Origin of the sequence: Streptomyces sp. NPDC048001 (genome assembly GCF_043203115.1) — a bacterium.
In the GTDB taxonomy this organism is placed as follows: Bacteria; Actinomycetota; Actinomycetes; order Streptomycetales; family Streptomycetaceae; genus Streptomyces; species Streptomyces sanyensis.
Genome location: NZ_JBIDBN010000008.1, coordinates 352510 through 373979 on the forward strand (window position 1 = coordinate 352510; position 21470 = coordinate 373979).

Genomic DNA, 21470 nt, shown 5'->3' on the forward strand with positions numbered 1-21470 from the left:
TCACGACCGCCCTCCGTCGGAGCCGGACAGGTCGCCGAAGTCCAGCCGGGTGACCCACTTGGTGTTGAGCACGCCGGGCGCGTTGGGGACGATCACCCGGGCGGGGAAGCCGTGGTCGGGGGTCAGGGGCTCGCCGTTGACGTCCAGTGCGAGCAGCGAGCGCCCGTCGGCGACCTGGTTGGCGCGCAGGGCCGCGATGCGGAACGAGCCGCGCCGCTGGAGCGACTCCACGAGGACGTCCGGCGGGTCCTCGGGGCGGTACCCGGCGAGTTCGGCGAGATCCCGCAGGCGCACCCCGCGCCACCACTGGGCGGAGGTCGACCAGCCCTCCACGCAGGCGATGGGCAGTGCCGCGCTGTGGAGCGGCAGCTCCAGCAGCCCGGCGCGGCTGAGGCGGACGGTGCCCGCCGGGCCGGTGACGGTCAGCCGCCAGGCGTCCTCGGTGGTCTCCGCCGGGCGGATGCCCCGGGAGGCGGCCGTCTTGTTGATCTGGAAGCCGCCCGGGCCGTCCCCCGGGTCGGTCCACCCGTGGGGGGCCAGCAGGGCGGTGGTGCGCAGCGGGCCGTCGAAGCTGCGGCCCACCGTGGTGGCGAAGAGCAGCAGCGAGCCGCCGCCGACGAACCACAGGGCCCCGCGACGGGACACCGTGGGCGCGTCGGGCCGGGGCGCCGCCAGGTCCGCCGGGTCGGGGTCCGCCGGGCCGGGGTCCGCCGGGTCGGGGCCCGCCGGTGGGCCGCCGTCCCCGCCCTCGCCCTCCGGCTTCCCGCCCCCGGCCTCCGGCTTCCCGCCGGGGGCCGGGACGGCGGCCTCGCGGGTGCCCTCCGGGGGGCCTTCCGGCCCCGCCTCCGGCGGGGGAGGCGGCGCGTCCCCGCGGCGGTGCGCGCGCAGCGTCCGCAGCGCCGTCGGCGTCCGCAGCGCCGCATGGAGGGCGAACGCGGCGAAGAACACCCAGGCGCCGTAGAAGTGCAGCCGGTAGAAGGACCCGGGGAAGATGTAGTCCAACTGGATGTTGAGCAGCCCGGTGACGAACTGGAAGAGCGCACCGCCCACCAGCAGCAGCAGCGACAGCCGCTCCAGCCCGTGCGCCAGGGACCGGGCCGGAGGCATCGCGAACAGCTTCGGCACCACCGACCACAGCTTGGCCAGCAGCACCGGCACCAGCACCACGCCCAGCGTCACATGGACGCCCTGGGTGAACCGGTACAACCACACCGGGTCCGTGGGCCAGTCGAACAGGTAGAAGCCCAGCAGGCCCTTGTCGGGCGTCTTGTCGTTCACCCGGGACAGGTCCGGGTTGTAGGCGGCGTACGACAGCAGACCGGTCACGAACAGCACCGTTATCCCGGCCAGCAGCACCACGCCGAGTACCGAGGTGAACCAGGTGCCGCGCAGGGGGCTGCGCCAGAACCGGGGCGAGGAGGGAAGCCTGTGCTCGTGCATGCCCCGACCGTAGGCCGCGAAGGGGGCCCCGGAGCGGGTGCGACTCATGACGAAACCCTGACGCCGGCCCCGCCGCGCCCGTTCGGGGGCCGTCGCGGGCCTAGCGTGCCGGGTGTGATCCGCTCGTGCCTGCGACGCGACCTGGCAGCCGCCTCGGTCGCCGCCCTCCTCGTCCTCGTGGCCGTGCTCGTCGGCCACTACGTCCAGAACACCCAGCACAACCTGTCGGTGCGATGGGCGCCCTTCGTCGCGACCTGGAACCCCCACGTCGGGCCGGGCACCGCGGCGGCCCCGCTGGTCGCCGCGGCCGTGATCGCGTACGGACCCCCGCTGGCGGACCGGCTGCCCTGGCGCGGGCTGCTGCCGGGCCTCTGGGCGGCGGCCATGGCGTGGATCTGGTCGCTGGCCCTGATCGACGGCTGGTGGCGGGGCATCGCGGTCAAGCTGACGACCCGGTACGAGTACCTCCAGGTGATCGACCGCTTCGACGACATCCCGGCCACACTGCGCACCTTCAACGACCACATCCTGATCGGCACCCCCGACAACTGGCCCCCGCACATCGCGGGCCACCCGCCCGGCGCGACGCTCACCTTCGTACTGCTCGACCGGATCGGCCTCGGCGGGGGAGCCTGGGCGGGCGCGTTCGTCATCACCGCCGGCGCCTCGGCGGCCGTGGCGGTGGCGGTGGCCGTGCGGGCCCTGGCCGGCGAGCGCCTGGCCCGGCGCGCGGCGCCCTTCCTCGCCCTGGTCCCCGGCGCCGTGTGGATGGGGACCTCCGCCGACGCCTACTTCGCCGGGGCCGCCTGCTGGGCCGTCGCCCTGCTGGCCCTGGCCGTCACCCGGCGCTCGCCCTGGTGGGCCTCCGCCTCGGGGCTGCTGTTCGGCTGGTGCCTCTACCTCTCCTACGGCTTCACCCTGCTCGCCCTCCTCGGCGGGGGTGTGCTGCTCCTCGGGCGGCGGCGGCTGAGGGAGCGGCCGCTGCTGCTCGTGCACTTGGTGGCGGGGCTGGCCGTGGCCCCGGTGGCGTTCACCCTGCTGGGCTTCGCCTGGTGGGAGGCGTACCCCCTGCTCGTCGAGCGCTACCACCAGGGTGTGGGCGGCACCCGGCCCTACTGGTACTGGGTGTGGGCCAACCTCGCGCTGGCGGTGGTGATCACCGGGCTCGCCACGGCGCCCGGTCTCCGCCGCACCGGGGCGGCGCTGCGCGCGGAGCCTCGGCGGGCGCTCACCGCGCCCGGCACCGGCGGCGAGGACGCGGCCGCCGCACGGCTCGCCGTGCTGGTCGCCGCGGGCCTGCTGGCGATCGTCGCGGCGGACCTGTCCGGGATGAGCAAGGCGGAGACGGAGCGGATCTGGCTGCCCTTCGCGATGTGGCTGCTGCCCGCCTGCGCCTTCCTGCCCCGCCCCCGCGGGTGGCTGGCGGCCCAGGCGGTCCTGGCGCTGCTGGTCAACCACCTTCTGCTGACCAGTTGGTGACGCGAGGTCACTCCCGGGCGCCCTGCGGCGGTGCCGCCGCCCGGGCGCCCCGGCACGGGTGCGCCGCCCGTTGCGCCGACCGCCCCACCCCCGCCCGTGCGTCGCACCCCCGCCCGTGCGTCGCGGCCCCGCCCGGGCCCGTGCGCCTGCGGGTCGCTGCCGACCGTACGCAGCGCACCGGGCCCGGGGACTGCCGGACCCGGGCAGTGCCCGGTGGACCGCTCCTCGGGCAGAATCGGGGGTCCGGGGCGCCGGACGCGGCCGTCCGCCACGCCCCTGCCCCGCGCACCCGCCCGCATCGGACGGGCGTGCGGCGGAGGCACCACGACACGGGGGAGGACCGGGGATGGAACGGCGCAGACTGCGCTCGGGCGCGGTGGTGCTCGGAGGGATGGGGCTGCTCGCGGCCACGCTCACGGCCTGCGGGTCGGAGCCCGACAGGCGCTGCGTGGACCCCTCGTCCTACGACGTGCTGCCCGACTCCAAGTGCCGCGACAACCGCGGCAGCGGGGGCAGCAGCAGCGGCACCTACTACTACGGCGGGACCGTGAAGAACGGCAAGGTCTCCGGCGGCAGCTTCAGCAAGTCCGCCGTGAGCCGCGGCGGCTTCGGCAAGTCCGGGTCCGGGTCCGGCGGGGGCTGAGGCACGCAGTGGAACGCCACACCATCGAGCCCCGCCCCGGCTGGCAGGAGACGGTCGAGGCACAGGGCTGCGTCTACCCGCTCACCCGCCACCCCGACGACTCCCTGCGCCCCTACTGGGACGAGAGCGCCTACTACGCCTTCTCGCTGCCCGAGGTGGAGGCGCTGGAGGAGGTCGTCGAGGAACTGCACGCGATGTCGCTCGCCGCCGCCGCGCACATCGTGGAGAAGGACCGCTTCGCCGAACTGGGCGTCACCGACCCGCAGGTGGCCCGCCTGGTGGCCGAGTCCTGGCACCGCCGCGAGGAACTGCCCTCCCTGTACGGGCGGTTCGACCTCCACTACGACGGCACCGGCCCGGCGCGGATGCTGGAGTACAACGCCGACACACCGACCTCGCTCGTCGAGGCCGCCAGCCCGCAGTGGTTCTGGATGGAGGAGCGCTTCCCCGGCGCCGACCAGTGGAACTCCCTCCACGAGCGCCTCGTCGCCGCCTGGCGGCGCAACCGGCCCCTGCTCCCGCCCGGCCCCGTCCACTTCGTCCACACCGAGGACGACACGTGCGGCGAGGACCTCATGACGGCCGCCTACCTCCGCGAGACCGCCGAGCAGGCCGGCCTGGAGACGGTGGCGCTCTCCGTCGAGCGGATCGGCTGGGACCACATCTCCGGCCGCTTCGTCGACGAGCACCTGCGCTTCATCCGCTGCTGCTTCAAGCTCTACCCGTGGGAGTGGCTGGTCACGGACCGCTTCGGCCCGCATGTCGTCGAGACCCTCGACAACGGCGGCGGCACCGGCTCCACCTGCTGGATCGAGCCCGCCTGGAAGATGCTGCTGTCCAACAAGGCCCTGCTGGCGATCCTGTGGGAGCTCTACCCGGGCCACCCCAACCTGCTGCCCGCCTACCTGGACGGGCCCCGCGAACTCGCCGCGGGGCCCGGCTGGGCGGCGAAGCCGCTGCTCGGCAGGGAGGGCGCCGGGGTGAGCATCCATCCGCCCGGCTCACCCGCCGCGACGCGGGACGAACCCTGCTGCTACCAGGAGTTCGCGCCGCTGCCGGACTTCGACGGCAACCGCGTGGTGCTGGGGGCCTGGGTCGTCGACGGCGAGGCCGCCGGCCTGGGAATCCGGGAGTCCGAGGGCCTGGTGACGGACGGCTACGCCCGCTTCCTGCCGCACCTCATCCGCTGAGGCGCTCCCCGGCGCCGGGCAGCGCCTCCAGCAGCACCTCCCGCAGTCGCGCCAGCCCCCAGTCCAGGTCCTCCTCGGAGATCACCAGCGGCGGGGCGATGCGGAGCGTCGGGCCGTGGGTGTCCTTCACCAGCACACCCCGGTCCAGCATCCGCTCGGCCACCTCCCGCCCGGTGCCCGCCTCCGGCGGCACGTCCACACCGGCCCACAGCCCCCGCCCGCGCACCGCCTCCAGGGCGCCCGCCTCCAGCAGCGCCCCCAGCTCCCGGTGCAACCGGTCGCCCAGGTCCGCGGCCCGCCACTGGTACTCGCCGCCGCGCAGCATCGCGATCACCTCCAGGGCCACCGCGCACGCCAGGGGGCTGCCGCCGAAGGTCGACCCGTGCTCACCGGGCCGGAACACCCCCAGCACCTCGGCCGAGGACACGACGGCGGACACGGGCACGATCCCCCCGCCCAGCGCCTTGCCCAGCACATAGACGTCGGGCACCACGCCCTCGTGCTCGCAGGCGAAGGTCCGCCCGGTCCGCCCGAGGCCCGACTGCACCTCGTCCGCGATGAACAGCACCCCGCGCTCACGGGTGAGCCGGCGCACCTCGGGCAGATAGCCCTCCGGCGGCACGCGGACCCCCGCCTCGCCCTGGACCGGTTCCAGCAGCACCGCCACCGTGTTCGCCGACAGCGCCGCCTCCAGCGCGGTCGCGTCGCCGTAGGGGACGATCTCGAAGCCCGGGGTGTAGGGCCCGAAGTCCGCGCGGGCGGCGTGGTCGGTGGAGAAGCCGACCAGGGTCGTCGTCCGGCCGTGGAAGTTGCCGCCCGCCACGATGATCTTCGCCTGGCCCTGCGGAACGCCCTTGACCCGGTACCCCCACTTCCTGGCGGTCTTCACCGCCGTCTCCACCGCCTCCGCGCCCGTGTTCATCGGCAGCACCCTCTCCATGCCGCACAGCTCGGCCAGCTGCGCGCAGAACGCCCCGAAGCGGTCGTGGTGGACGGCCCGGGAGGTGAGCGCCACCCGGCCCAGCTGCGCGGTGGCGGCCTCCACCAGGCGCCGGTTGCCGTGGCCGAAGTTCAGCGCCGAGTAGCCCGCCAGCAGATCCAGGTAGCGGCGCCCCTCCACATCGGTCAGCCACGCGCCCTCGGCGGAGGCCACGACGAGCGGGAGCGGGTGGTAGGTGTGCGCGCAGTGCGCCTCGGCGGCGGCGATCGCGGAGGCCGTGGCGTCCGGGCGAGGGGGCCCGGCGGAGGGGGCGGAGGCGGTCGGGCCCGGCGCGGCCGTGTCGGGCAGGGGCGCCGGGGAGGGGGAGGAGGCGGTCGACACGGGGTGCTCCGATCGTCGGTGCGGGCCGTTCGGCGGCGGACCCGGCCGCGGGGACGGGCCCCCGCCTCCATCGTCGCTCGCCCGGCGCGCGGACGGCGCCCGGACGGGGCCGCCCCGCCGGGCGCCGCGCCCCGTGCGGGACGGGGCGCCCGCGGGCCGGGACGGGCGGCCGAGCGGCGCCGCGCACCTGAGACAATGGTCCGCATGGCCTCCTCTGACCTGACGCCCGCCGCAGACCACCGCCCGCAGGGGGACGGCTCCGCCCCGCCGGCCCGCCCGCGTGTGCTCTCCGGCATCCAGCCGACCGCCGGCTCGTTCCACCTCGGCAACTACCTCGGTGCCGTCCGCCAGTGGGTGGCGCTCCAGGAGACCCACGACGCCTTCTACATGGTCGTGGACCTGCACGCGATCACCGTCCCGCAGGACCCCGCGGAGCTGCGCGCCAACACCCGCCTGGCGGCCGCCCAGCTGCTGGCCGCCGGGCTGGACCCCGAGCGCTGCACCCTCTTCGTGCAGAGCCATGTGCCCGAGCACGCGCAGCTGGCCTGGGTGATGAACTGCCTGACGGGCTTCGGCGAGGCGTCCCGGATGACGCAGTTCAAGGACAAGTCCGCCAAGCAGGGCGCGGACCGGGCGTCGGTCGGCCTGTTCACCTACCCGATCCTCCAGGTCGCGGACATCCTGCTGTACCAGGCGCACGAGGTCCCCGTCGGCGAGGACCAGCGCCAGCACATCGAGCTGACCCGCGACCTCGCCGAGCGCTTCAACAGCCGCTTCGGCCGGACCTTCACCGTGCCCAGGCCGCACATCCTGAAGGAGGTCGCGAAGATCTACGACCTCCAGGACCCGTCGATCAAGATGAGCAAGTCGGCCTCCACCCCGAAGGGCCTGATCAACCTGCTCGACGAGCCCGGGACCACGGCGAAGAAGGTGAAGAGCGCGGTGACCGACACCGACACCGTGATCCGCTACGACGCCGAGGCCAAGCCCGGCGTCAGCAACCTGCTCACCGTCTACTCCACCCTCACGGGTGCCTCCGTCGCGGAACTGGAGCAGAAGTACGAGGGCAAGGGCTACGGTGCGCTCAAGACCGACCTGGCCGAGGTGATGGTCGACTTCGTCACACCGTTCCGGACCCGGACCCGGCAGTACCTCGACGACCCGGAGACGCTGGACTCGCTCCTCGCCAAGGGGGCGGAGAAGGCACGGAGCGTGGCCGCGGAGACCCTGGCCAGCGCATACGACAAGGTGGGATTCGTCCCGGCCAAGCACTGAGGCCACCGGGGCGGCCCACGGACGGCCCCCGCCGCGGACGCGGGCCGTCACGGTCCCGTCACGGAGCACTCCCGCGGCGGGGCCGGGACCACCGGCCCGAGTCCGAGGGCTCTGGCCACGACACGGGTGGAGCCGCCACACTGGCGGCGGACCCACCCGGTCCGCGAACGACCCGGCAGCGCCCCGGGCGGCGCGGACCGGGGACCGGCAGAACGACGACCGAGTACGCAGAGGAGAACGACGTGGGGACCGTAACGCTCGGCGTTTCGATCGCGGTCCCGGAGCCACACGGCAGCCTGCTCCAGGACCGCCGCGCGGGCTTCGGGGACCCCGCCGCCCACGGCATCCCGACCCACGTCACCCTGCTGCCCCCGACCGCGGTGGACGCCGCGCTGCTGCCCGCCGTCGAGGCGCACCTGGCGGCGGTCGCGGCGGGCGGCCGTCCCTTCCGGATGAGGCTGTCCGGCACGGGCACCTTCCGGCCGCTGTCACCCGTGGTCTTCGTCCAGGTCGTCGAGGGCGGCTCCGCCTGCTCCTGGCTCCAGGAGCGGGTGCGGGACGCCTCCGGGCCGCTGGTGCGCGAGCTCCAGTTCCCCTACCACCCGCACGTCACGGTCGCCCACGGCATCTCCGAGGAGGCCATGGACCGGGCCTACGCGGAGCTCTCCGAGTACGCGGCCCAGTGGACCTGCTCCTCCTTCGCCCTGTACGAGCAGGGCGCCGACGCGGTCTGGCGCAAGCTGCGCACCTTCGCCTTCGGCGGGGGGATCGCCGGGGTCCCCGCGCAGGGCTCCCCGGTGGACGAGCACGCCACCACCTGAGCCCCGCGGCGTCCCGGGAGCACCGCCGCGCCCGGCGCTCTGTTCGACTCCTCCCCTCCCGGCGGGTCGCGGGTACTGCGCGCGTGCCCAACGGGTAGGCGTAGCCGCATGGACTGGCTGATCAAGCTCCCCGTCGTCGGCCCTCTCGTGGAGCGCCTGATGCGCACCCACGCCTGGCGCAGCTACGAGACCCTCGACCGGGTGCACTGGACCCGGCTCGCCGCGGCCATCACCTTCCTGAGCTTCCTCGCCCTGTTCCCGCTGATCACGGTCGCCGCGGCGATCGTGGCCGCCACCCTGGACCAGGACGCGCTCGACACCCTGGACGAGAAGCTGTCGGAGCAGGTCCCCGGCATCTCCGACCAGCTCGACATCGACGCCCTGGTCAGCAACGCCGCCACGGTCGGGGTGGTCGCCGGTGCGCTGCTGCTGCTGACGGGCGTGAGCTGGATCGGCTCCATGCGGGAGTGCCTGCGCGCGGTGTGGGAGCGCGACGACGAGGACGAGGGCAACCCGATCGTCCGCAAGGCCAAGGACCTCGGGGTGCTCGCCGGGCTCGGCGGCATCGGCCTCGCCTCCTTCGCCGCCTCCACCCTCGGCTCGTCCGCCGTCGGCCGGGCCGCGGACGTGCTGGGCATCGGCGGGGACGGCGCCGGGGGAGCGCTGCTGAGGGCGGCCGCGATCGCCGTCGCCGTGATGGCCAACTTCCTGATCCTGCTCTACCTGCTCACCCTGCTGCCCGGGGTCCGGCCGCCCCGCCGCCGCCTGGTGGTCGCCGCACTGATCGGCGCCGCCGGTTTCGAGCTGCTGAAGCTGCTGCTCAGCGGCTATATCAGCGGGGTGGCCTCGCGGAGCATGTACGGCGCGTTCGGTGTGCCGATCGCCCTGCTGCTGTGGATCAACTTCACCGCGAAGCTGCTGCTGGCCTGCGCCGCCTGGACCGCCACCCCCTCCAGGCAGGCCGCGGACGCCGACGGGTCCGCGGGCGGGGGCGAGGGCGCCGACGGGGCCGAGGGCGGCTCCGAGGGCGACGGCGGGTCCACGGGCGGCGGCGGGGGCCGGCCCCGGGACGCGGCCGACGGCCCCGGCGACGGCGTCGAGACGCCCACCGGACCCGTCACCGTCACCCGGCCCGTCACGGACGCGGGGGGTCCTCCCCCCGGTCGGGCAGGGGCCAGCGGCGCTTGACCAGGAACGCCGCGGCGGCCAGCAGGATCAGCACCCCGCCCGCGACGGCCAGCGCGATCCCCATGCCGCTCGACCCGGTCTGCGCGGCGGCCACCGGGTCGGACGGCCCGCTCGCGCCGTCCGCGTCCTCGCGCACCGGCTCGACGTCGCTCGGCTTCTCGGCCGACCGCGGGGCGACCAGCTCCCCGACCGGCGTCACCTTCCCCGAGGCGGCGAAGCCCCAGTCCAGGAGGCGGGCCGCCTCCTTGTAGACCGCCTGGCTCTCCTCGGAGTCCGGGTTCATCACCGTGACCAGCAGCACCCGGCCGTTCCGTTCGGCGACGCCCGTGAACGTGGAGCCGGCGTGGGTGGTGTTGCCGTTCTTGACGCCCGCGATGCCCTTGTACGGGCTCACCCCGCTCTCCCCGGTGAGCAGGCGGTTGGTGTTCTGGATGGCGAAGCTCTCCCGCTTCTTGCCCGGCTTCTGCTCGCCCGGGAACTGCGCCGTCACCGTGGAGCAGTACTCCCGGAAGTCCTTCTTCTGGAGCCCGCTGCGGGCGATCAGCGTCAGGTCGTAGGCGGAGGAGACCTGGCCCGGCTCGTCGTAGCCGTCCGGGGAGACCACCGTGGTGTCCAGGGCCTGGAGCTCCTCGGCGTGCGCCTGCATGTCCCGGACCGTCTTGTCGATGCCGTCGTTCATGGCGGCCAGCACGTGCACCGCGTCGTTCCCGGAGTGGAGGAACACCCCGAGCCACAGGTCGTGCACCGAGTAGCTGTGGTCCTCCTTCACCCCCACCAGGCTGCTGCCCTCCCCGACGCCCGCGAGGTCCTCGTCGGTCACCGTGTGCTCGGCGTCCTTGGGCAGCTTGGGCAGCAGCGTGTCGGCGAACAGCATCTTCATGGTGGAGGCGGGGGGCAGCCGCCAGTGGGCGTTGTGGCTGGCGAGGACCTGGCCGCTCTCGGCGTCGGCGACGATCCAGGACCGCCCGGTGACCTCCTTCGGCAGCACGGGCGCACCGGCACGGAGGTTCACCTGGGTGCCCGGCTTGCCGAGCTGGACACCGCCGACGGTCGACATGGCGGCGGGGGGCTGCGGCTGCTTCTTCTCCTTGGGCTTCTCGTCGTGCACCGCGGCGAGCGCGGGAGCGGTGGTCAGGGCGGGTACCAGCGCGGCGGCGGCGACCACCGGCGCGGCCCGCCGCACAGCGGCTTTGAGGGCGGCAGACAGAGCAGACACGGACGAGAACGTACAGGGCGCACCGGAAAATATGGAGATCGGCCCGCTGACCCGCCGGGGCCGACGCCGAGACGGAGCACCCCGGGGCACGGGCCGGCCCGGCGCCCGCGATACTTGACCCATGAAGCTCAGCCGCCCGGTGTCCTGGTTCCTGCTCGCCTTCGGGGCGTGGAGCTGGTTCATCTGGATCTCTTTCGTCAGGAATCTCTACAAGGACGGGAGCGGGCTGGCCTTCGACGACGCGGGCGAGGCGACCGGCTACTTCTGGGTCCATCTGCTGCTGGCCGTGACGTCCTTTGTCCTGGGGACGGTTGTAGGGGCCATCGGGTTGCGCGGGGTGCGCGCCCTGCGCCGTGAGCGCACCGACAAGGGGTAGGGGAAACCGTCCATGGTGGCTGTCGCCGTGCTCGTGATCATTCTGGTCGTCGCCGTGTTCGCCGGAGCCCACTGGTACGTGTGGCGCCGCCTGGTCCGCGACACCACCGCTCCCCGCAGCACGGTCCGCCGCCTGGGCACGGCGGCGATCTGGGTGCTGCCGGTGCTGACCGTCGGCGCGTTCACCGCCGGGCGCGTCGACGCGCCCTTCTGGCTGGAGCAGGTCCTGGCCTGGCCCGGCTACCTCTGGCTCCCGGTCCTGCTCTACGTGATCCTGGCGCTGCTCGTCGGCGAGGCCGTCCGCCCGCTGCTGCTGCGGTTCCTCGCCCGCCGCGGGCGCGGAGCGTCCGTGCCCGGTGCCGAAGCCGCCGCGCCCGCGGAGGTGGCCGTGGGCGCCGCCGCCGGACGGGCGGGGGCGGGCGCCGGAGCGGCCCCCGCCCCCGCCGCGCCCCCGGCACCGGCCGGCCCGCCCGCCGCGACGGCCCCCGGCCCGGACACCGCCCCGCCCCGCGCTGACCCGCCCGCCGGTCCCTCGCGGCGCCTGTTCGTCTCCCGCGTGGTCGGCGGCGCCGCCGCGGCCGCCGCGCTCGGGACCGTCGGCCACGGCACCTACGGCGTACTGCGCGGCCCCCGCGTCAAGCGGGTCACCGTGCCGCTGGCCAAGCTGCCGCGCGCCGCGCACGGCTACCGGATCGCGGTCGTCAGCGACATCCACCTCGGCCCGATCCTGGGCCGGGCCCACACCCAGCGCATCGTGGACGCCATCAACGCGGCGCAGCCGGACCTGGTCGCGATCGTCGGCGACATGGTCGACGGCACGGTCGAGAACCTCGGCCCGGCCGCCGAGCCGCTGACGCAGCTCCGGGCCCGCCACGGCTCGTTCTTCGTGACCGGCAACCACGAGTACTTCTCCGGCGCCGACGCCTGGGTCGACCATGTGCGCGAGCTGGGCCTGCGCCCGCTGCGCAACGAACGCGTCGAGATCGCGGGCGGCTTCGACCTCGCGGGCGTGGACGACGTCGCGGGCGAGTCCTTCGGCCAGGGCCCGGACTTCGCCGCGGCACTGGGCGACCGGGACCGGGCCCGCGCCGCCGTCCTGCTCGCCCACCAGCCCGTGGTGATCCACGACGCCGTGGAGCACGGCGTGGACCTCCAGCTCTCCGGCCACACCCACGGCGGGCAGCTCTGGCCCGGCAACCACCTCGCCGCGCTGGCCAACCCGACGGTCGCCGGGCTGGAGCACTACGGCGACACCCAGCTCTACGTCACCCGCGGCGCGGGCGCCTGGGGCCCGCCGGTCCGCGTCGGCGCCGAGTCGGACATCACCCTCGTCCAGCTCGCCTCCCGCCAGGCCTGAGCCCCGGGCGGCGGGGGCCGGCGGGGCCGGCCGGGGCCCCCGGCCGCGCGGGAGCCGCCCTGCGGGGCCGCACGGCCGGTCGGGGCGTGTCACCCGCCGGCGTTGGACGGTGCACCGGCACTGCTGCTTAGCTGGGCGAGGACCGTCCCGACCGACCTGTGTGAGGTGCCCCGGTGGAGACCCCCCGTCTTGAGGAGGTGCGCCTGACCTCCTTCAAGAGCTTCACCGGCCAGTGCCTGCCCCTGCACGACCTCACGGTGCTGATCGGACGCAACGGCAGTGGCAAGTCGAACGCCCTGGACGGGCTGATGGTGCTGTCCCGCCTCGCCCTCGGCGAGCCGGTCCGCGACGTGCTGGACGGGCCGCGCAGCGGAGGGGACGAGCCGATCCGGGGAGGAGTCGAGGGGTGCACGCCCCTCGGGCGGGACAGCTTCTCCCTGGGCTGCCGGGTGCGGTCCGGCGCGGAGGTGTTCGACCTCGATCTGGAGGTCGCGGTGCGCCCCGAGGTGCGGATCCTGCGTGAGGAACTGACGGCCGTGGAGGGCGTGCAGTACGGCGGACGCAGACTCGCGGCCGGGCGCTCGCTCCTGGCCAGTGATCCGCCCGACCACCGCCGGAGCGATCTGAAGGTGCGGTGCTTCAACGGCCGCCGAGGGCTCGACCCGGGTATCCCCTTCGCCGCCGACCGACTGCTGACGAGCCAGGTCCCGGTGCGGCTCCCCCTCACGACGGAGGCCGCCAAGCTGGTGCACCGAGCCGCTCGGGCGGTGCTCCCGGTGCTGCGCGAGGTCTTCCTGCTGGACCCGGTACCGCACCTCATGAGGCAGTACGTCAACGCCCGGGACACCGAACTCCGCCGCAGTGCGGACAACCTCAGCGCGGCCGTGGAGTCGTTGAGCGAGACCGATTCCGCCGCGTTCGACAGGCTCACCGACCTCGTGGCCGGGATGCCGGAGTACCCCGTCAAGGGCATCAGCAGCGTGGACACGCCCCTCGGTGACGTGCAGTTGGTTCTGCGCGAGACGGGCTATCACGGCAAGGAGCACGACGTGCCGGCGAGGCTCCTGAGCGACGGGATGCTCCGCTTTCTGGCCTTCGGCACGGCGTTGCTCAGTGCTCCGGTCTCCGACGGCGCCGAGGAACCGCTGCGGGCTCAGCGGCACCTGGTGATCGAGGAGATCGAGAACGGCCTCTACCCGACCCAGGCGGCGCGTGTACTGCGCCTGATGAAGGAGGAGTCGGAGCGCCGCAGCATCGACGTCCTCTTCACCACGCACAGCCCGGCGCTGTTCAACTCCCTTGCCGCACAGGACCACTCGGGCGTCGTGGTGTGCAGCAGGGATCCCGCCTCGGGCGAGAGCGTGCTGACCCGTCTGACGGACCTGCCCGGCTACGTCGATCTGCTGGCCGCGGGTGACCTGGGCGATGCGGTCACCAAGGGGCGGCTACCGGATGCCGTCCACCCTCGGGACACGGGCTCCGACTGCTTGTCGCCGACTTCATGGACACGTCCGTATTCGTCGAACTGCTCGATGTCCCTCATATGAACGTCCGGCGGGCGGCGTCTTCCGCCGAATGCGGCGACGGTGGTACAGCGGGCCAAGCGCCGGTTGTAGAGCGTGCTGGCGGCGTTGAGGTCTCCACCACGACCGTGGCGTACTTCGTCCGCAACGAGCGCGAACGGAGAAGCCCCGCCCACGCGCCACGGGGAAGCGCGTGACCGGGGCTGCGACCCACCCTTACAGGGCCGCGCTCAGCCCCTCGCAGACCTCGGCGCTGGTAGGCCGGTCAGCGGGCGAACGGCTGAGCATGTGGGGGATGAGAACGCCCAGCACCCCGGGCACGTCCACGTGGCGGTGAGGGCCCGCGACGACGGCTCGCCGCTGAACCTCCCGGGGGGCGTCGTCCGGGTACGCCACGTGCCGCCATCCCGTCGCGCTGATGAACAGTGCGGCCCCCAGTGCGTACACATCCGCTTCCCGCGTCGGCGTCGCTGCTCCCGACGCCAGCACGGCGGCAGAGACCTCCGGCGCTTCGTAGTGGACGAGACAGCCCCGGTACGGGAAGTCACAGGCGCGGGGAACCGGTCCTCCACTGGCCAGCGCAAGATCGATCAGGAACGCGCCGTCGGCCTCTCCCAGGAGGAGATGCGCGGGCTGTACGTCCCCGTGCACCCACCCCATCTCGTGCAGCCCTGACAGGGCCACGGCGCACGACAGGGCCTCGCCGATGTCCGGATCGGCCGCCGAGTCCCGGCAGGGTGCCCACCGGTCGTAGAGGCTGTCGCCACACCGCCACGGCTGAGCGCCCCATGTGCCGTGCTCCCACTCCCCGCTGAAGATCCGCTCGCGGGTGAGTTGACGCAGGACCGCCGCCTCACGGGCAGGTGCCAGCGCGGTCCATGCGTGTGTCCGACTCGGGTAGCCCACCTTCACCGCGTAGTGACCTGCCGCCGTCCTGACCTTCCACACGGATGACCCGCGCCGGTTGAGGACCAGTTCGGGGGGACCCGGATCGAGGGGTTGCAGGGCACCGTCCGGGGGGCCGTACGGACCATCGAGAATCATGCTTCACCTTCCAACGGTGTGGCCGGTTGCCGCAGTCGGGAACCGGCCACACCTTCACCAGTCTGGGTCAGCCAGCCGTCACGGCCCGGTAGTCGCGCCCGCAGTCGGAGTCGCACTGCGCTGCGTTCTCGTCGTTCACGATCCACAGTGCGTCCAGCACCCTGAACCCGTTGGCCTTGATCGCGCCCGCAGTCGCCCGTACCTCCTCCAGGACACGGCCACCACCACCCGGGCGCGGGTTGTGCTCCAGGAACCGGCCCGCGTACTTCTCGCAGAACTCCCGGTAGTCGGCCGTGTGCAGGATGAACGAGTGCAGTGCTCCGTCCACGTCGTCGCTCGGGACCATCTTCACCGTGGCCGTGCCGACCGTGGCGAGGAACGCGAGGGCCTGATCGGTCGCCCGCTCCGCCTTTTCCAGGTCGTAGCCGAAGTGGGTAGCGGTGAACTCGGCGATGCTGTCGAACAGGTCCGAGCCGACCAGCGCGCGGCCGGTCCGAAGGTCGTTCGCGGTTGCCGTCATGGCTGTGCCTCCTTGTAGTGGATGAACTGTTCCGCAGTGCGCCGAACGAGGACGGGAGCCGCCCGCCTTGTGGCCGCCTCCCACTCCCGGCCCCCGTTCAGCGGGCGGAGTTGGTAGCGCGGTCCCACGTTCCCCATGACGCGGCCTACGAGGCCCGTGGAGACGTCCAGTGCCGTTTCTCCCACCCCCCAGTTCCGGGGATGCTCACCTGCCATCTCAGGGCTGCTCACGGGTGCACTCCTCGCGCTCGTTCGGCTGCTCACAGAAGGCAACCGCATGACCACGGGGAGGAGGTACCGTTGCGCCAGTGCCAGGACTTAAGAGCTTCAAGCGGAGTGAAGACGAGGGGAGTTGATGACCAGTGCTTGGCCCCAACGAGACTCTTGCCCGACTGCACCGAGAAGCCGGCTGGACGCTCCGCCAGTTCGCCCAAGAGGTCAACAAGCTCGGGACCGAGCGGGGAACGCCTCTCAGGTACCGCGAACCCTCGGCGCACCAGTGGCTCAACGGGCACATGCCGAAAGAGGCCGTCCGCCCACTGATCTTGGAAGCACTGGCCCGGAGACTCGGGCGCCCCATCACGCACAGCGAAGCGGGATTCCCCTCCCCTCCGGCCGAAGGGTCCAGCGAGCTCCCCAGTACCGTGGAGGGGCTGCTGGACCTGGGGAGGTCGGACATGGACCCATCGCGCCGGGGCGTGCTCGGAGCGGGCCTGTTCTCTGTCGCCCTCACCGTGCCCGACTGGCCGGACGCAGTCGGCCGAATGGAAGCCGCCCGGAAGGGCGGGGCACGGCGAATCGGAATATCCGATGTCCAGTCGGTCATCGCCATGACTGAACGTCTCTCGGACATCGACGATCAATTCGGCGGGCGGACGGCGCGGCCGATGGCTGCCGCTTACATGGTCAACACCGTGGTCCCCTATCTGCGCGCTGACGCTCCGGAGAATGTCCGCAAGGCGATGATGGCGGCCGCGTCGGACCTCTCGTATCTCACGGGGTACATGGCCGTTGACGAGGGGCTACACGGAACGGCTCAGCGCTACTACCTGAAAGCGCTCGAACTCGCCGGGGCATCCGAGGACCACCTCACGTTCTGCACCACTCTCCGGGGGATGAGCGTTCAGGCCGTGGACCTCGGGCACGGGCCCCAGGCGCTGCGCCTCGCTGACGCCGCTTCCGCCGCTTCCCCGCAGGCCGGTCCCCGCATGCGCGCTTTTCTTGCCGGGCAGCAGGCGCACGCAGCCGCGCAAGAGGGAAACAAGCGCATGGCCCTGCAGCGCATCCGGGAGGCGGAGAAAGCCATGGAAAGGGCCGAGTCGCAGTCAAGGGCTCTGGGGTCCTACAATCCTTCCTCGCTGGCGTACCACGTCGGGCAAGTGCGATACCAGACGGCTGATCTGACGGGATCCATCGAATCGCTCAAGGAATCGAACCGGCTGCGACCCGGCACGTTTCGGCGGACAAGCGTTCGCTATCTGTCCATACTGGCCGAACGTCAACTGGAGATCGGCCACTTGGAGGCGGCCTGCGAGACGTGGGAGAGCGTGCTGGAGCTGTACCCGCTCGTGCAGTCCGGGCAGTGCGACCGCAGTATCAGCGCCATGTTCCGTCGCATCCGCCCCTATGTGAAGAACCGGACAGTGCGGGACTTGCAGGAACGTGCACGACTGGTGACGCCCCCGAGCTTGATTCCTTCCTAGGAATCCAGGAACAGAATGGTTCACACCCTCGGTTGACGGGCGCAGTCGCAGATCTTGCTGCGCGTCAGGTACGCAGTGGTTCCGGTTGGTCCGACTCCGGAGGGCGAAGCCCGGAACTGCTGCGTCCAGCGGGACCCCGGTGGAGTTCTCCCGGATGTCCCCTCCCATCGCCGGACATGGCAGTCGTGCATCGTGCGGGCTGATTCACCGGTCGGGGTAGCGGGTCGAGCAGGGGACCGATACTCCCCTTCCTTTGAATGGCATCCACCATGGACGCACAGACCCCCGCTTGGCGACCTCCCCTGACCGCCCCGCCTCCGGCCGCCTCGCGCGGTCCGTGGCGCTCAGGTGCGGGCCGCGGGTCCGGAGGGCTTCTCGCCGCCGGCCCGGCCGGGTCCGGGCCGCTCGTCCCCCGGTTCGTCCCGCCCCGCCTCCGCCCCGGTCCCGCCGCCCGCTCCCGCGGTGCGGCGGGAGGCCGCCGCCTGGGCCATCCCGGGGAGGAAGTCGCTGAACAGCTCGTGGACTTCGCGCACCAGCGGCCGCAGCACCCGGAAGCGGGCCAGTGCCACGCCGCGCCCGGTGAGGCGGGCGCCCCGCACGGCGAGGCGGCGGCTGCGCTCGCTGCCCTCGGAGCGGTCGAACACCCAGTACAGGACCAGGCCCATCTGCGAGAGCCACATCAACTCGGGGAGGATGTCCCGCAGTTCCTCGGCCACCTTCGCCTTCGACCCGGCGAGCACCTCCCGGTGGATCGCGATGGCCGCCTCGCGGGCATGCTCGGACTCGGGGGAGAAGGGGCTCAGCGGGCTCTCCGGGTCGGCGGCGTTCTTGAAGAACTGCGCGGCGAACTCGTGGTAGGGCGCGGCGATGTCGAGCCAGGCGGTGAGCACCCCGGCCATCCGCGCCTCGAAGTCCTTCTCCGCTTCCAGCACGGGCCGGACCGCGACGCGGTGCTCCTCGGCGATCCGGTCGTAGAAGCCCTGGACGAGGTGTTCCTTGGAGGCGAAGTAGTAGTAGGCGTTCCCGACGGAGACCCCGGCCTCCTTGGCGATGGCCCGCATCGTGGTCTTGTCGTAGCCGCGCTCCTGGAAGAGCCGCAGGGCGGTCTCCAGGATCAGCGTCCGGGTCTGCTCGCTCTTCGGGGTCCGGGCCTCGCCCGATGCGGGCGCCTTGGCCGCGGAGCCTCCGGACGCCGGGGAGCCTCCGGACGCCGCGGAGCCCCCGGATGCCGCAGGGCCCCCGGCGGCCATCGGCTTCCCCGGCACCGCGGCGCCCCCCGTCGCCGCGGTGCCGGGAGAGGCCCCGGCGCCGGCGGGCGCCGGGGTGCCGGGGGTGGTCGGGGTGCCGGGGGACGTCGCATCGCTCACGGGCACCGAGCCTAACCGGGTGCGGCGCACTGCTCGCCACAGGGAGCAGTGCTCTCCGGTGCGGCTGCGGGCGGCGTCGGGCCGCCCGCGGTGCCCAGCCCCCGGGCCGCGCGGTACTTCGCCGCGGCGAGCATCGTGGCGCGGACGAACGGCGCCCCGGCCGGGGTGGCCAGCCAGTGGGCTCGCGGCCGGTGCTCGGCCAGTGCCCACAGGCAGACGACCCAGGCGGCCTGGCCCGTCCACACCTGACCGCGGTCGCCGACGACGGTGATCTCGCGGAGGGTGCGCGCGTGGTCCAGCTCCGGGAAGCGGCGCCGTGCGGCGGCGGACCCGGCGGCCACCGCCCGCAGCGGGGTGAGCTGCGGCTGCCGCAGCAGCCAGTTCCTGAGGTGGACGCAGAGCCCGCAGTCCGCGTCGTAGAGGACCGTGAGCGCCGACACCGGTGTGCTCAGCATGGTCACACCTGCGCGGTGCCGGCGGCGGGCGGGTTCCAGGGGGCGGGAGCGGCGTCCGACTGCCTGGTCCACCCCTGGGGGCCGACCGGCGGCGTCTGCTCGCGCTCCATGACGCCCCGGCGCCGGATCCTGTTGAGGACGTAGACGTTGCCGAGGTGCATCACGCCGAGGACCAGCAGCACCACACCGATCTTCACCGACAGTGCCTCGAACAGCCCCCGGGCGTCGGCGACGGCCTCGGCGGCCTTGAGGTAGAGGGCCACGAATCCGAGGTTCACCAGGTAGAAGCCGACGACGAGCAGATGGTTGACGGCATCGGCGAGCTTCTCGTTCCCCTTCAGCACGTCGGCGAGGAAGATCTTCCCGTTCCTGCTGAGGGTCTGCGCCACCCATACGGTGAGCGCCCCGCTGATCAGCAGGTAGACGACGTACGCGATGACAGTGAGGTCCATCCCCCACCCTCCCTTGAACCTGTTCAAAAGCTGGCGGTGACGACTCTAGACCTCCTTTTGAACATGTTCAAGCCGAGGGTCCCCCGGAATCGGGGCGGAGGTGGGGGCTGTGTGCTCCGCACGAGGGGCGCGCGGCGGCGGCGGGGCGCGTGCGCCCGTCCGAAGCGGTGAATATGCCCCCGGAATGGGGTGATGCGCGGGAGGCGCCCGGCCTCCGGGGCAGAGCTGACCTTGATCATCTTCTCCGGTCCGGGCGGCGCCCCCGGCGCCCGCCCGCGCCCTCACCCGAAGGAACGCCGTGAACCTGAAACTCGCCGCCCGCCCTCGCAGAGCCGCCCTCGCGGGCCTGCTGTCGCTGGTGACGGCCGCCGCCGCCTGGGCCGCTCCCGCGACCTCCGCAGCCGCCCAGGAGGGCAGGGTCAAGGGATGGGGTGCCAACGCCAACTACCAGCTCGGCGGCACCCTCACCACCTCCAAGTACAAGCCCGTGACCGTCCCCGGGGTGACCGGGGCCAGCGTCGAGGCCCTCGCCGCCGGCTACCACCACAGCCTGGCGCTGCTCTCCAACGGCACGGTGGAGAGCTGGGGACGCAACGCCGAAGGGCAGCTCGGCATCGGCAGCACCGCCGCCCAGGACCAGGCGTCCACCGTCGCCGGGCTCCGCGGGGTGGTGGCTGTGGCCGCGGGCAGCAGCCACAGCCTGGCGCTGCTCGCGGACGGCACCGTACGGGCCTGGGGCCTCAACAGCTCCGGGCAGCTCGGGGACAACACCACCGCGACCCGCACCGCCCCGGTCACCGTCTCCGGGCTGACCAACGTCGAGGCCATCGCCGCGGGCGGCGCGCACAGCCTCGCCGTGCTCGCCGACGGCACCGTCAAGGCCTGGGGACTCAACGGCAACGGCCAGCTCGGGGACGGCTCCACCGCCACCCGCACCACCCCGGTGACCGTGAGCGGCCTGGACAACGTCCGCAGCGTGGCCGCGGGGAACACCCACAGCCTCGCCCGGCGGGCCGACGGCACGGTCTGGGCCTGGGGCCGCGGATCGGAGGGGCAGATCGGCGACAACGCCACCGCGCAGCGCCTCACCCCGGTCCAGGTCGACGGGATCGGCACCGCCCGCGACATCAGCGCCGGCGTCTACCACAGCGTCGCGCGCCTCGCCAACGGCACCGTCGTGACCTGGGGGTACAACGCCCAGGGGCAGATGGGCGACGGCACCACCACCAACCGCCCCGCGCCCATCGTCCTGGACGGTGCCGAGCAGATCCGGGCCGTCTCCGCGGGCGGCTACCACACGCTGGTCCTCGACCGGGAGGGCCGCGTCCGGGCCGTCGGCTACAACAACAACGGGCAGATCGGCGACGGCGCCACCGCCAACCGCACCGCCCTCACCGAGCCGGTGAACAGCCTCAGCAGCGTGTCGCTGATCGCCGGAGGCGGCGAGTTCAGCCTCGCGGGCTGACCCGGTCCGCTGCGGGCCGACCCGGTCCGCTGCGGGCCGACCCGGTCCGCTCCGGCGCGTGCGGGGCCGGCCGCCCGGCCCCGCACCTACCTCTGATCTTGCGAGAGTGCCCCGGTCTTCGGGTCGGGGGTGGATCGCATCTCAGGGTTGCTCTGACCTCAGCTGTGGGCGCGGGTCTGCATTGTCTGCCGGAGCCCACAGCCGGCCGTGCTCAGTCGGGGCGCTTTTGCTGCGCGATGTAGTCCTTGACCACCTGGAGCGGTGCCCCGCCGCACGAGCCGGCGAAGTACGAGGGCGACCAGAACCGGCCGTGGGTGGTCGCCCGGTTGACCCGGCCGGTGAACTCCGCGCGCAGACGGCGCGACGAGACGCCCTTGAGGCTGCTGACCAGGCTGGCGAGCGCGATCCTCGGCGGGTAGTGCACAAGCAGGTGGACGTGGTCGGCCTCGCCGTTGAACTCCTTCAGCTCCGCGTCGAAGTCCTCGCACACCTTGCGCATGACCTCCTCGCAACGCGTCGGCATCTCGTCGTTCATGACGCCGCGCCGATACTCCGTGACGAACACCAAGTGCGCGTGCAGGTGGTGGACGACTGTTCGACCTCTGCGGATATCGGGATTTGGCACTCATCATGGTGA

Annotated in this window: 20 protein-coding genes; 11 read left to right on the forward strand and 9 right to left on the reverse strand. The window is 73.1% G+C overall.

What is annotated here, in order from left to right; translation table 11 throughout:
- The gene (locus tag ACGF15_RS17460; RefSeq protein WP_392799862.1) at positions 1-1440 is read right to left on the reverse strand and encodes a molybdopterin-dependent oxidoreductase; all 1440 of its coding nucleotides are present in this window, start codon (positions 1438-1440) and stop codon (positions 1-3) included.
- 105 nt (positions 1441-1545) lie between these two features.
- Here ACGF15_RS17460 and ACGF15_RS17465 point away from each other — a divergent pair, with 105 nt between their 5' ends.
- The 3 genes from ACGF15_RS17465 (at position 1546) to ACGF15_RS17475 (ending at position 4752) form a co-directional block, all read left to right on the forward strand.
- Positions 1546-2919 (forward strand): hypothetical protein, encoded by a 1374-nt coding sequence (locus ACGF15_RS17465; RefSeq protein WP_376427727.1) that lies wholly within the window; start codon positions 1546-1548, stop codon positions 2917-2919.
- 346 nt (positions 2920-3265) lie between these two features.
- Positions 3266-3562: a hypothetical protein gene (locus ACGF15_RS17470; protein ID WP_345614560.1), complete on the forward strand. Its 297-nt coding sequence runs from the start codon at positions 3266-3268 to the stop codon at positions 3560-3562.
- Positions 3563-3570: 8 nt separating this feature from the next.
- On the forward strand, positions 3571-4752 hold the full coding sequence (locus tag ACGF15_RS17475; RefSeq protein WP_345614561.1) for a glutathionylspermidine synthase family protein: 1182 nt from the start codon (positions 3571-3573) through the stop codon (positions 4750-4752).
- On the opposite strand, the gene rocD is transcribed toward ACGF15_RS17475, so the two are convergent.
- Positions 4742-5959 (reverse strand): ornithine--oxo-acid transaminase, encoded by a 1218-nt coding sequence (rocD, locus tag ACGF15_RS17480; protein WP_345614575.1) that lies wholly within the window; start codon positions 5957-5959, stop codon positions 4742-4744. The genes ACGF15_RS17475 and rocD overlap by 11 nt on opposite strands.
- A 396-nt stretch (positions 5960-6355) precedes the next feature.
- On the opposite strand from rocD, the gene trpS reads away from it, so the two are divergent.
- From trpS to ACGF15_RS17495, 3 genes are all read left to right on the forward strand, one after another.
- Positions 6356-7348, forward strand: a complete 993-nt coding sequence (gene trpS, locus ACGF15_RS17485; RefSeq protein WP_392799956.1) for a tryptophan--tRNA ligase — start codon at positions 6356-6358, stop codon at positions 7346-7348.
- A gap of 242 nt (positions 7349-7590) precedes the next feature.
- Positions 7591-8169, forward strand: coding sequence for a 2'-5' RNA ligase family protein (locus ACGF15_RS17490; protein ID WP_345614563.1), 579 nt, complete (start codon positions 7591-7593; stop codon positions 8167-8169).
- Positions 8170-8277: 108 nt separating this feature from the next.
- Positions 8278-9357, forward strand: a complete 1080-nt coding sequence (locus tag ACGF15_RS17495) for a YihY/virulence factor BrkB family protein (protein ID WP_345614564.1) — start codon at positions 8278-8280, stop codon at positions 9355-9357.
- Here ACGF15_RS17495 and ACGF15_RS17500 read toward each other — a convergent pair.
- Positions 9305-10696 carry a D-alanyl-D-alanine carboxypeptidase family protein gene (locus ACGF15_RS17500; protein ID WP_392799867.1) on the reverse strand — a complete coding sequence of 464 codons (1392 nt, stop codon included), beginning with the start codon at positions 10694-10696 and terminating at the stop codon, positions 9305-9307. The genes ACGF15_RS17495 and ACGF15_RS17500 overlap by 53 nt on opposite strands.
- Here ACGF15_RS17500 and ACGF15_RS17505 point away from each other — a divergent pair.
- From ACGF15_RS17505 to ACGF15_RS17515, 3 genes are all read left to right on the forward strand, one after another.
- Positions 10695-10949, forward strand: a complete 255-nt coding sequence (locus ACGF15_RS17505) for an SCO4848 family membrane protein (protein ID WP_256525548.1) — start codon at positions 10695-10697, stop codon at positions 10947-10949. The genes ACGF15_RS17500 and ACGF15_RS17505 overlap by 2 nt on opposite strands.
- Positions 10950-10961: 12 nt before the next feature.
- Positions 10962-12305: a metallophosphoesterase gene (locus ACGF15_RS17510; RefSeq protein ID WP_392799870.1), complete on the forward strand. Its 1344-nt coding sequence runs from the start codon at positions 10962-10964 to the stop codon at positions 12303-12305.
- 173 nt (positions 12306-12478) lie between these two features.
- A complete protein-coding gene (locus tag ACGF15_RS17515) occupies positions 12479-13852 on the forward strand; it encodes an AAA family ATPase (protein WP_392799873.1) in 1374 nt (457 codons plus the stop codon).
- Between the two features lie 192 nt (positions 13853-14044).
- On the opposite strand, the gene ACGF15_RS17520 is transcribed toward ACGF15_RS17515, so the two are convergent.
- Positions 14045-14872: a protein kinase gene (locus ACGF15_RS17520; RefSeq protein ID WP_392799876.1), complete on the reverse strand. Its 828-nt coding sequence runs from the start codon at positions 14870-14872 to the stop codon at positions 14045-14047.
- A 67-nt stretch (positions 14873-14939) separates the two neighbouring features.
- Positions 14940-15392 carry a glycine-rich domain-containing protein gene (locus ACGF15_RS17525; RefSeq protein WP_392799879.1) on the reverse strand — a complete coding sequence of 151 codons (453 nt, stop codon included), beginning with the start codon at positions 15390-15392 and terminating at the stop codon, positions 14940-14942.
- 361 nt (positions 15393-15753) lie between these two features.
- Here ACGF15_RS17525 and ACGF15_RS17530 point away from each other — a divergent pair, with 361 nt between their 5' ends.
- A complete protein-coding gene (locus ACGF15_RS17530; RefSeq protein WP_392799883.1) occupies positions 15754-17094 on the forward strand; it encodes a tetratricopeptide repeat protein in 1341 nt (446 codons plus the stop codon).
- Positions 17095-17438: 344 nt separating this feature from the next.
- On the opposite strand, the gene ACGF15_RS17535 is transcribed toward ACGF15_RS17530, so the two are convergent.
- The 3 genes from ACGF15_RS17535 to ACGF15_RS17545 all read right to left on the reverse strand — a co-directional run bounded on the left by ACGF15_RS17535 (position 17439) and on the right by ACGF15_RS17545 (position 19368).
- The gene (locus tag ACGF15_RS17535) at positions 17439-18359 is read right to left on the reverse strand and encodes a TetR/AcrR family transcriptional regulator (protein ID WP_392799959.1); all 921 of its coding nucleotides are present in this window, start codon (positions 18357-18359) and stop codon (positions 17439-17441) included.
- A 113-nt stretch (positions 18360-18472) separates the two neighbouring features.
- Positions 18473-18916, reverse strand: coding sequence for a thiol-disulfide oxidoreductase DCC family protein (locus ACGF15_RS17540; protein WP_392799886.1), 444 nt, complete (start codon positions 18914-18916; stop codon positions 18473-18475).
- A 2-nt stretch (positions 18917-18918) separates the two neighbouring features.
- Positions 18919-19368, reverse strand: coding sequence for a hypothetical protein (locus ACGF15_RS17545; RefSeq protein WP_256525551.1), 450 nt, complete (start codon positions 19366-19368; stop codon positions 18919-18921).
- A gap of 298 nt (positions 19369-19666) precedes the next feature.
- Between ACGF15_RS17545 and ACGF15_RS17550 the strand changes: the two genes are divergently transcribed.
- Complete coding sequence (locus tag ACGF15_RS17550) at positions 19667-20833, forward strand: RCC1 domain-containing protein (protein ID WP_392799889.1); 1167 nt, start codon at positions 19667-19669, stop codon at positions 20831-20833.
- 211 nt (positions 20834-21044) lie between these two features.
- Here ACGF15_RS17550 and tnpA read toward each other — a convergent pair whose 3' ends face one another.
- The gene (gene tnpA, locus ACGF15_RS17555; protein ID WP_392799892.1) at positions 21045-21458 is read right to left on the reverse strand and encodes an IS200/IS605 family transposase; all 414 of its coding nucleotides are present in this window, start codon (positions 21456-21458) and stop codon (positions 21045-21047) included.
- Between the last annotated feature and the right edge of the window lie 12 nt (positions 21459-21470).

What these genes read in the sequence shown, in the direction of transcription:
- ACGF15_RS17540 (WP_392799886.1), bottom strand. Translation starts at nt 18,916, where the DNA reads ATGCTGAGCACACCGGTGTCGGCGCTCACGGTCCTCTACGACGCGGAC.
- ACGF15_RS17460 (WP_392799862.1), bottom strand. Translation starts at nt 1,440, where the DNA reads ATGCACGAGCACAGGCTTCCCTCCTCGCCCCGGTTCTGGCGCAGCCCC.
- ACGF15_RS17520 (WP_392799876.1), bottom strand. Translation starts at nt 14,872, where the DNA reads ATGATTCTCGATGGTCCGTACGGCCCCCCGGACGGTGCCCTGCAACCC.
- ACGF15_RS17495 (WP_345614564.1), top strand. Translation starts at nt 8,278, where the DNA reads ATGGACTGGCTGATCAAGCTCCCCGTCGTCGGCCCTCTCGTGGAGCGC.
- ACGF15_RS17525 (WP_392799879.1), bottom strand. Translation starts at nt 15,392, where the DNA reads ATGACGGCAACCGCGAACGACCTTCGGACCGGCCGCGCGCTGGTCGGC.
- ACGF15_RS17505 (WP_256525548.1), top strand. Translation starts at nt 10,695, where the DNA reads ATGAAGCTCAGCCGCCCGGTGTCCTGGTTCCTGCTCGCCTTCGGGGCG.
- ACGF15_RS17470 (WP_345614560.1), top strand. Translation starts at nt 3,266, where the DNA reads ATGGAACGGCGCAGACTGCGCTCGGGCGCGGTGGTGCTCGGAGGGATG.
- ACGF15_RS17545 (WP_256525551.1), bottom strand. Translation starts at nt 19,368, where the DNA reads ATGGACCTCACTGTCATCGCGTACGTCGTCTACCTGCTGATCAGCGGG.
- ACGF15_RS17510 (WP_392799870.1), top strand. Translation starts at nt 10,962, where the DNA reads ATGGTGGCTGTCGCCGTGCTCGTGATCATTCTGGTCGTCGCCGTGTTC.
- ACGF15_RS17500 (WP_392799867.1), bottom strand. Translation starts at nt 10,696, where the DNA reads ATGGGTCAAGTATCGCGGGCGCCGGGCCGGCCCGTGCCCCGGGGTGCT.